Source organism: Paenibacillus dendritiformis (assembly GCF_021654795.1).
GTDB lineage: Bacteria > Bacillota > Bacilli > Paenibacillales > Paenibacillaceae > Paenibacillus_B.
On record NZ_AP025344.1, the window covers coordinates 2,121,249 to 2,130,614 of the forward strand.

Below are 9,366 nucleotides of genomic sequence, written 5' to 3' on the forward strand. Positions count from 1 at the left end.
CGTTACCGGCCATGATTCCATTGAGTCAATGTCCCGTAACCATGGTCAAAGGCGTGAGCGCGTTGAAACAAACCGAGCTTCACGCCTTTGGCATTTTTACCGTTGCCGATTTGCTCGATTATTTCCCTTTCCGCTATGAAGACTTTCATCTCCGCCGCCTGAATGAAGTGAAGGATGGCGAGAAAATTACTGTCGAAGGACGCATTATGAGCCAACCCGTCCTGCAGCGGTATGGCCGCAAGTCCAGACTGACCTGCCGGGTGCTGGTGGAGGAATGGCTGATTACGGCCACGTGGTTCAACCGCCCGTATCTGCGCGAGCAGCTGGAACAGGGGCGGGATATTGTGCTGACCGGCAAGTGGGATCAGCGCCGGATGCAGCTGACGGTGTCGACTTCGGAATTCCCCGGCAAGGGGACGAGCCGGATTGGCACGCTGCAGCCGGTCTACTCGGTCGGAGGCAAGATTACGCAGGCGTGGATGCGCAAGACGATTGCCCAGGCCCTGCAGCAGTTCGGCGAAGCGATCACGGAGCCGCTGCCGCCGGAGATGCTCCGGCGCTATCGCCTTCTGCCGCGCAAGCAGGCGGTGCGGGCGATGCATCTGCCGCATGATGTCGAAGAAGGCAAGCAGGCGCGGCGGCGGCTCGTCTATGAGGAGCTGCTGCTGTTCCAGTTGAAGCTGCATGCCTTCCGCGCCCTTACCCGCCAGCGTTCCGACGGCGTCGCGTTTGCAATCGACAATGCGACGGTGCGCCAATTTACCCGGAGCCTGCCATTCGAGCTGACCGACGGGCAGAAGCAGGCGATTACCGAAATTTTGCATGATATGCGCCAGCCGTCTGCCATGAACCGGCTGCTGCAGGGCGATGTCGGATCCGGCAAGACGGTCGTTGCCGCGACCGCTTTGTATGCCGCTGTCCGGGCGGGGTACCAGGGGGCGCTGATGGTCCCGACGGAAATTTTGGCGGAGCAGCATATGCGCTCGCTGTCGAAGCTGTTCGAGCCGCACGGCATTGAGGTCGGCTTGCTGACCGGCAGTCTGACCGAGCGGAAGCGCCGCGATGTGCTTGCCGCGCTGCAGATGGGCATGATCGATATCCTCGTCGGAACGCATGCGCTCATTCAGGAGGATGTCCATTACCGGAAGCTCGGTCTCGTCATCACCGACGAGCAGCACCGCTTCGGGGTCAATCAGCGCAGCATCCTGCGCCGGAAGGGCTGGAATCCGGATGTGCTGACCATGACGGCCACTCCGATTCCGCGAACGCTGGCGATTACGGTCTTCGGCGATCTGGATGTGTCGTCGATTCGGGAACGTCCCGCGGGCCGCAAGCCGATCAAGACCTATTGGGTCAAGCATGACATGCTGGATCGGGTGCTGGGCTTTATACGCCGGGAAGCGGAGGCCGGGCATCAGGCTTATATCATCTGTCCGTTGATCGAGGAATCGGACAAGCTGGATGTGCAGAACGCCATCGACGTGCATGTGCAGATGCAGCAGGCCTTCCCCGATCTGCCCGTCGGGCTGCTGCACGGGCGAATGACCCCGGCCGAGAAAGATGAGGCGATGCGCTCCTTCAGCGCGGGAGAGACGAAGGTGCTCGTCTCGACGACGGTCATCGAGGTCGGCGTGGACGTGCCGAATGCGACGCTCATGATCGTGATGGATGCGGAGCGGTTCGGGCTGTCGCAGCTTCATCAGCTCCGGGGCCGGGTCGGCCGGGGCGGGCATCAGTCGTATTGCGTGCTTATCGCCGATCCGAAGTCGGAGGTCGGCCAGGAGCGGATGCGCATCATGACCGAGACCGAGGACGGCTTCGAGCTGTCGCAGCGCGATCTGGAGCTGCGCGGTCCGGGGGATTTCTTCGGAACGAAGCAGAGCGGATTGCCGGAGTTCAAGCTGGCCGACATGACGAACGACTACGCGGTGCTGGAGCAGGCGCGCGATGATGCGGCCGCGCTAATCCGGTCGGAGGCGTTCTGGACGTCGCCGGATTACGGCGGCCTGCGCGAGAGCAGCTGCTCCAGGGCGAGCGAATGGACTAACCCCGCGCCGTGAGCGGAGTCGGGGCAGATGGTTCCGGCGGCTTCGGCAATTCGGGCGGATAGCAGACAAGCGGTCGGACATATATTGGAACAGAGTGCCATCGGAGCTCCTTGGGATGAGCTCTGGCCAACATGTGTTCCGGAGGTGTGCCGACGAAGATGAGCTATACGAAACACGGGATCAGCCCGCAGCTGGTTGAACGAATCAAACTGAAGATGAAGCAGCCGACTTTGAAGGAGCGGGTCAAGCAGATTGTGGACGGGGTGACGAAGGCGGATCTCCAGAACCGCCAGACGGTCCGCCGGCTGCTGCGCAAAGTAGCGAGCGCGCTGAACGAGAACATCAGCGCCCAGCAGGAGGAAGCGATCGTGCAGTTCGTGCTGGCGCAGAAGATTGACCCGAACAATACGTTCCATCTCCTGAAGCTCTGGGGGATGTTCCGTTAAGGCACGGAGGCTGCCGCATCAGAAGCCCGGTCCTATAGGACCGGGCTTCTGACATGTTCGCAAGCGGAACAGCCCCGCATTATAATTGGACATCGCCAAAAATGAAAGCCTTTCCGGCAAAATATTATTTCTATAAAATCGGTTCTAGAGAAAATCTTTATTAAATATTACTTTAATAGCTCTCTCTTCCCGGGAATAGAAAACACTTTGCTTCTCCTCATCAATTTCATTCCCATCATTCTTTAATCTGCTTTATTTTGCTTTTCTTCATGCTCTTCTGCCCATACGATGCTTCTGTTTTGTATTTCCACCCAGACTTCCTTGCTTTTCGCGTTGTTCTACGCCCAAAACATGTACGAGAGGTGAACGCCCATATTCATCGCCTGATGCTCAGATCATGCCGGATCCGTCGGCGGATTTGCGAGTATACGGAAAAAACGTTAAGCAATAACCTAGAATATTGATGTGTTTAATCGGGGAATAAACCGCGTTAGGGGATAAATTATGGACAATAAGCATTGTTATTATTATGTCATTTCACAGTTATGCCAATTGCGCCATGCCGCTTTGGAACAGGTGGACATCTTTCATTTGCTTGGAGGACATACGTTGGCGGTGAGTAAGGAAAGGGACGAACCTTTCCCGCTCCTGAACATAAAGGGCAGTGTGATCGATGATGAACATTTCCGTCTGTTGACCGGGTTATCCATTGAGAAAAAGCTCTTTGGCAATCATGAGGAAGCGCTGAAAGTTGTGATGAAGAGGATGGGTGAAAACGACCTTCAAACGGTGTGCACCAATTGTTTCTTCTTGCCTTATGATGCTGTAAATTACAAGAAAAATATTGGGACCCATTTCATCATGTTACGAGCTTATGATCCGGCAAATGACCAGTTTACGGTAAGCGACCACAAATATGATCACGCTGTTTTGTGCAGGGAAGATTTGAAGCTCGCCATGGATAATGTAAAGGAGTATAAAAATTGCTTGCTTGATTTACATATAGAAACGGAGTACAGCCCTGAGAAGATGAAAGATTCGGTTAGAGATGTCATAAGGGCAAATGCGGATAGAACTTTGTCAACTCTGGAGCAGCAATTCCATGTTCTGAAAATGGAAATAGAGAATATAAATTCCTTAGATTCTTTTTACCGCTCGTTTTCATATTTTGAGCTGCTGAAGTCAATGAGACATCCGAATGGACCCATTATCTCAAAGCATTACTTATTGCGAAGTCTGGCTGGCAACAAGTCTGATTTGCACAATCTCATTTCCGATTGCCTTCAATTATGGGAGAGATTTTGTGTCGATCTCTATAAAAATTATACCCATGATTCGCTGATTCCGTTGGACGGTCAACTCGATCATCTGTATCAACGGGAAATGGAAATGAATCATTTGCTCATCAAGGTTGTGTAGAGGACAGATTTTCACGGCTACTATTCATTGTTCTTTTTTGTGTGTGTACTAATGAGTCGATTGAGAAGGAGGTGAGGCGAATGAAACAACTTAAAGTTTATAAGCTTGGGATTATTGATGAAGTAAAACAATAAGTACTTACAAGGGGCATGCATAACTCTCCTTATACTGAATCGGTAGCAAGGAGGTGCGTAACATGAAGAAGCTGGAAGTGATTAAAATCGGCAGCGTGGGTGACTCCAAATCGCGCCCCTAATGATAATTTGACAGCTTAGCTTTTCGTGAAAGCCATTAGTACACACTCTAAACGGAATAATTTAAGATAGGTGGTATTTGGTTGTACACATTTAATCCAAAGATGGTTGTGGAACCTTTCAAAAACGGAAAGTTATTTACGCATGTCGTGACGCGCGAATCCTTTTTTTTGGAGGATGAAATCTATCACATCATCCAGCCTGCCTCGGAACGGTCTGTTACTATTGATGAAATCTATCATGATGGTTATCCGTTTGAGGAATTCGAAGCTTTTATTGAAGAGCTGGTGCAGCATGGCATTTTAATCGGCCATTCCGAATCCGCACCAGTCGATTAACGAGCAGGACACCGCAGCTATAGGCGGTTAGGAACTTTAAATGGAGGATAAGGCGTGAAAAAAATAGGCGTTATTGGGGCTGGCGTGATGGGCAAAGGCGTTGCCCAGGCCTTCGCCCAATCGGGCTACCCGGTTGTGCTCATCGATATTTGCGAGAATATATTGTCGAAAGCGAGGGAGGAAATATATAACAACGTCAGGTTTCAGAGACTATTCCAAGGAGGGAAAAGCGCGGGAGATCCGGACGACGTACTCTCCAGAATCCAGTTGTCTACGGATTATGAACTGCTGGCCGATGCGGATTACGTCGTCGAGAATGTAACGGAACAATGGGAGAGCAAGAAGGAGGTTTATCACAAGCTAGATCGTATCTGTGCGGATGAGTGTGTCATCCTGGCAAATACTTCATGCATCTCGATTACAAAAATCGCTGCCTTAACGAAAAGGCCATCCCTTATCGCGGGAGCGCATTTTATGAACCCGGTGCCGATGAAGCCGGCCGTTGAGGTTATCCGCGGGTATCATACGGCGGAATGGACGATAGAGCAGATTAAAGACCTGCTCTTGTCCATCGGGAAAGAAACGATCGTAGTGAATGATTACCCGGGCTTCGTATCCAACCGAATTTCTCATTTATTTATGAATGAAGCGGCCTTTGTCGTTCAGGACCAGATTGCTTCCCCTCAAGAAGTGGATGAAATCTTCAAAAAATGCTACTCTCACGCGATGGGCCCTCTGGAAACGGCCGATTTGATAGGCTTGGACACCGTGGTGCAATCATTGGATGTCTTATATGAAAGCTATCAAGACTCCAAATTTCGCTGCTGCCCCCTGCTGCGTAAAATGGTCGAGGCCGGCTTATGCGGCAGAAAGTCGGGACAAGGATTCTATACATATCAATGAAGCTCGGTAGAGGCGAATGGCCAAATTCGATGTTGGAGAAGAAAGGAGATTGTTATGGAAGAGGCAAAGGCGAAGATCAAGCAATTTCTGAGCAGGTTTTTCAGAAAGCATGAAGTGCAGGATGAGGATGATATATTTGCATTGGGATATGTCAACTCTTTGTTCGCGATGCAATTGGTCATGTTCCTCGAAAAAGAGTTTCATATCCGGGTTGAGAATAAAGATCTGGACCTCGACAATTTCAGGTCGATCCAAAAAATATATGAACTTGTGGAGAGAAAAGCCGGCGTCGTTCATCATCCATAAACCGCCGAATCATCGTTCACGGAGCCAAGGTCTGGCCATGAATGAATAAAAATAGATAAGTAGGTATAATTATGAAAATTGAATTGACAAAGGAACAACTTAACCGGCAAAAGGAGTTCAGGGAATTCGCAGATGATGCCGTCGTGCCCTATGCTGCACAGAACGACCGGGAAGAGCGTCTCGATCCCGAATTAATCGAGCGAGTGAAGGAGCGGGGATATCTTGGCTCCATGCTGCCGCAGGAGTATGGCGGAATGGGTTGGGATTGGGTTACGATCGGGCTCCTGAATGAAGAAATCGGACGCGGATGCTCTTCCTTGAGAAGCTTGTTGACCGTGCATGGCATGGTGGCGCTGGCTCTCCTCCGCTGGGGAAGCGAGGAACAGAGAAGCCGGTGGCTGCCGAAGATGGCCGCCGGCGAAGTGATTGGGGCCTTTGCGCTGACCGAGCCGGAGGTGGGCAGCGATGCCAAAAATGTGCAGTCCGTGGCGGCCGCCTCAGACGATAATTATGTAATCAATGGGCGGAAAAAATGGATCACGATGGGACAGATTGCGGATCTCTATTTGATTTTTGCGAAGTGCGAAGGCAAACCAACGGCTTTTCTGGTCGAACGGGGAACTCCGGGTTTTTCCGCAGATCCTATCACCGGCATGCTGGGCGCCAGAGCTTCGATGCTGGCGGAACTGCATCTGGCCGATTGTATCATTCGGCAGGAAAATATGGTGGGCAGCGTCGGGACGGGATTATCCCATGTGGCGCTGCATTGCCTCGATTATGGCAGATATACGGTAGCCTGCGGATGCGTAGGCTTGGGGCAGGCTTGCCTGGAGCAGTCCGTACGCTACTCCAGACAAAGAAAGCAATTCGGCAAGGCGTTAAGGGAGAACCAGCTGATCCAGAAAATGATCACGGAAATGGCGGTCAATGTGAAGGCAGCAAGGCTGTTGTGCTACCACGCGGGCTATTTGAAGGATGTCATGGATCCGGATTCCATCATGGAGACTTGGACGGCCAAATATTTTGCGTCCAAAATGGTGAACCAGGCCGCAAGCGATGCGGTGCAAATCCATGGAGCGAACGGATGCAGCCATGACTATCCGGTGGAGAGGTATATGCGGGATGCCCGAATTAATGAGATTATTGAAGGAACCTCGCAAATGCATGAAATGCTGATCGCGCTTCACACGATCAGACAGATGCAGCCATGAGAAAAGCCGGGTTGGAGGAATTAGGGATGAATCATCATATCACCGCACAGAAAGAAAAACAAAAAATCAAATGTATCGTATGGGATCTGGACAATACGTTATGGGACGGGATACTTCTCGAAGACAGCAAGGTCTCGCTTCGGGATGGAGTCGTTGATATCATCAAAACGGCGGACAGCCGGGGAATACTGCAGTCTGTGGCAAGCAAAAACGAGCATCAAGCGGCCATGGACCAACTGGAAGAGTTCGGGCTTGCCGAATATTTCATATATCCTCAAATCAACTGGAACGCGAAGTCCTCTTCCATCGCGGCGATTGCCAGAGCGATTAATATCGGGCTAGACACGATCGCATTTATTGACGATCAACCCTTCGAAAGGGAAGAAGTCCAGTTTGTTCATCCTGAAGTCCTCTGTATCGATGCCGCCGCTTTGCCTTTACTCCCAAGCATGCCTGAAATGAATCCGAACTTTATTACGGAAGACTCCAGAAATCGAAGAAAAATGTATTTATGCGACATGAAACGCAATCGCGCCGAGGAAAGCTTCACAGGCACGCATGAAGAGTTCCTGGCGTCGCTCAATATGAAGTTCACGATATCCAGGGTAGGGGAAGGGGATCTGCAGCGCGCGGAGGAGTTGACGGTAAGAACCCACCAATTGAACACCACCGGTTACACCTACTCCTATGAGGAAATCGATCAGCTCAGAAAATCGGAGACCTCGCTGCTCTTAATTTCAGATTTGGAAGATAAATACGGAACCTATGGAAAGATCGGGCTCGCCCTTGTCGAACTGGGGCAGGAAGTGTGGACAATCAAGCTCCTCCTGATGTCTTGCCGCGTCATGTCCCGCGGAGTAGGAACCGTGATGCTGAATCACATTATGAACCTGGCCCAAAAAGCCAATGTGACGCTCCGCGCCGATTTTGTATCCACGGACAAAAATCGCGCCATGTATGTGACGTATAAATTTGCCGGCTTTCAGGAGGTTCATGAAGAAGGAGATTTCATTATCTTCGAAAATAATCTGTCCGCGATACAGCCGCTGCCGGACTATATCCAGCTAGTCGTACAGGATGAAGCACATTCCTTATATTAGAAGGAGGCATGAGCGAAAATGGAGAAATTCGCTTTTCTTTTTCCGGGGCAGGGCACGCAGTTTTTACAGATGGGAAAAGCATTTTATGATCAATATCCGATAGCCAGGCAGACCTTTGAGGAAGCAAGCGAGGTCTCCGGCCTGGATATGGCTAACCTCTGCTTCCATGGAAGCGTAAGCGGCATCAATGAATTTTCGAATATGCAGCTTGCCGTTTTGACGGCCGAGATTGCGATATTCAGGGCGTATATGGACGATTATGGCGTGTACCCTCAATTTGCGGTTGGCCACAGTATTGGAGAATATGCCGCATTGGTGAGCGCGGGAGCGGTGACCTTCGCGGATGCGGTAGCCATCATGATGAAGCGGGGAGAGCTGGTAAGCCGGATTATCGATAAAAATACGGGCCATATGGCAATCATTGAACAAGCCGGCGCGCAAATGATAGAAGATTGCATCCAGGCCTCCCAGGCGCAGGATAGCGTTTATATTTCATGCTTTAATTCGGAGACTCAATATGCCATCAGCGGATGGAACGACAAGCTGGAAGCGGTGGAGCAGCAGCTGCTGGAGAAGGGGGCCCTCGTCTCGCCGCTATTTCACAGCCCGCCCATTCACTCTCCCCTTATGAATGAGATTTGCATGGAATATTTGGAGTTTATGAACGGTTTTGAATTTTATCCATTCCGGTTTCCGGTGATCTCGAATTATACGGGGGCTCCTGTCTCCGATCCGGCAAAAATAGCCCAAACATTAACCTACCATTTAATCAGCCCCGTATTATTTACCTCTGCCATGGCCCTCTTTCATAGATATGGCGTTACGGCGACGATTGAAATGAGTCCCAAGCTGTTATTGTCGGAATTTATTAAGGAAAATCAGCCGAACATCAAAACGTACTGCTATGGCCTAATCAATGACAAGCAGCAGCTGGATGAGTTATTTCAGGCCGATCCGAATTTCGCCAAGGATATGCCCAATTTTGCGGGAAGATGCCTGAGCATACTCGTGTCGACTGAGAATAAAAACCAGAACCAAAACGATTACAAAGAAGTGATTCGAATCTATGAAAAGATTAAAGAACAATACAATGATCAGCAGCGGAACCGGGCGGGAACGACAAGCGACCCGCATGCGGAACTGCTCGAAATGTTAATTGCCGCGCTTCGAATAAAGAGGCTTGAACCGAGCCAATTGAAAAATTGCGTAAAAACCTTGTTGGATGAAACCAATTCGTTCTACCGGTTTGCCAATGTATATAACGCCCTCTAGACAACGAAGTTCATGAAGACGGCAAGGAGGCGTTAAGAATGTACATGGAAGCATGCGAGTTCAGGTTCA

9 protein-coding genes are annotated in these 9,366 nt (G+C 50.7%); all 9 read left to right on the forward strand.

Annotated elements, in window-relative coordinates:
• Positions 1 to 11 precede the first annotated feature (11 nt).
• The 9 genes from recG to L6439_RS09390 all read left to right on the forward strand — a co-directional run bounded on the left by recG (position 12) and on the right by L6439_RS09390 (position 9,297).
• On the forward strand, positions 12 to 2,060 hold the full coding sequence (recG, locus tag L6439_RS09350) for an ATP-dependent DNA helicase RecG (protein WP_420540578.1): 2,049 nt from the start codon (positions 12 to 14) through the stop codon (positions 2,058 to 2,060).
• A gap of 146 nt (positions 2,061 to 2,206) precedes the next feature.
• Positions 2,207 to 2,494: a stage VI sporulation protein F gene (locus tag L6439_RS09355; protein ID WP_213470203.1), complete on the forward strand. Its 288-nt coding sequence runs from the start codon at positions 2,207 to 2,209 to the stop codon at positions 2,492 to 2,494.
• Positions 2,495 to 2,998: 504 nt separating this feature from the next.
• On the forward strand, positions 2,999 to 3,913 hold the full coding sequence (locus tag L6439_RS09360; RefSeq protein WP_213470205.1) for a BtrH N-terminal domain-containing protein: 915 nt from the start codon (positions 2,999 to 3,001) through the stop codon (positions 3,911 to 3,913).
• A gap of 337 nt (positions 3,914 to 4,250) precedes the next feature.
• Positions 4,251 to 4,505, forward strand: coding sequence for a hypothetical protein (locus L6439_RS09365; protein WP_168180865.1), 255 nt, complete (start codon positions 4,251 to 4,253; stop codon positions 4,503 to 4,505).
• A 54-nt stretch (positions 4,506 to 4,559) separates the two neighbouring features.
• Positions 4,560 to 5,408, forward strand: a complete 849-nt coding sequence (locus L6439_RS09370) for a 3-hydroxyacyl-CoA dehydrogenase family protein (RefSeq protein ID WP_213470207.1) — start codon at positions 4,560 to 4,562, stop codon at positions 5,406 to 5,408.
• Positions 5,409 to 5,462: 54 nt separating this feature from the next.
• Positions 5,463 to 5,714 carry an acyl carrier protein gene (locus L6439_RS09375; protein WP_168180863.1) on the forward strand — a complete coding sequence of 84 codons (252 nt, stop codon included), beginning with the start codon at positions 5,463 to 5,465 and terminating at the stop codon, positions 5,712 to 5,714.
• A gap of 71 nt (positions 5,715 to 5,785) precedes the next feature.
• A complete protein-coding gene (locus L6439_RS09380) occupies positions 5,786 to 6,925 on the forward strand; it encodes an acyl-CoA dehydrogenase family protein (RefSeq protein WP_213470208.1) in 1,140 nt (379 codons plus the stop codon).
• 26 nt (positions 6,926 to 6,951) lie between these two features.
• Positions 6,952 to 8,025 carry an HAD-IIIC family phosphatase gene (locus L6439_RS09385; RefSeq protein ID WP_168180861.1) on the forward strand — a complete coding sequence of 358 codons (1,074 nt, stop codon included), beginning with the start codon at positions 6,952 to 6,954 and terminating at the stop codon, positions 8,023 to 8,025.
• 18 nt (positions 8,026 to 8,043) lie between these two features.
• The gene (locus tag L6439_RS09390) at positions 8,044 to 9,297 is read left to right on the forward strand and encodes an ACP S-malonyltransferase (RefSeq protein WP_213470210.1); all 1,254 of its coding nucleotides are present in this window, start codon (positions 8,044 to 8,046) and stop codon (positions 9,295 to 9,297) included.
• The last annotated feature ends 69 nt before the right edge of the window (positions 9,298 to 9,366 follow it).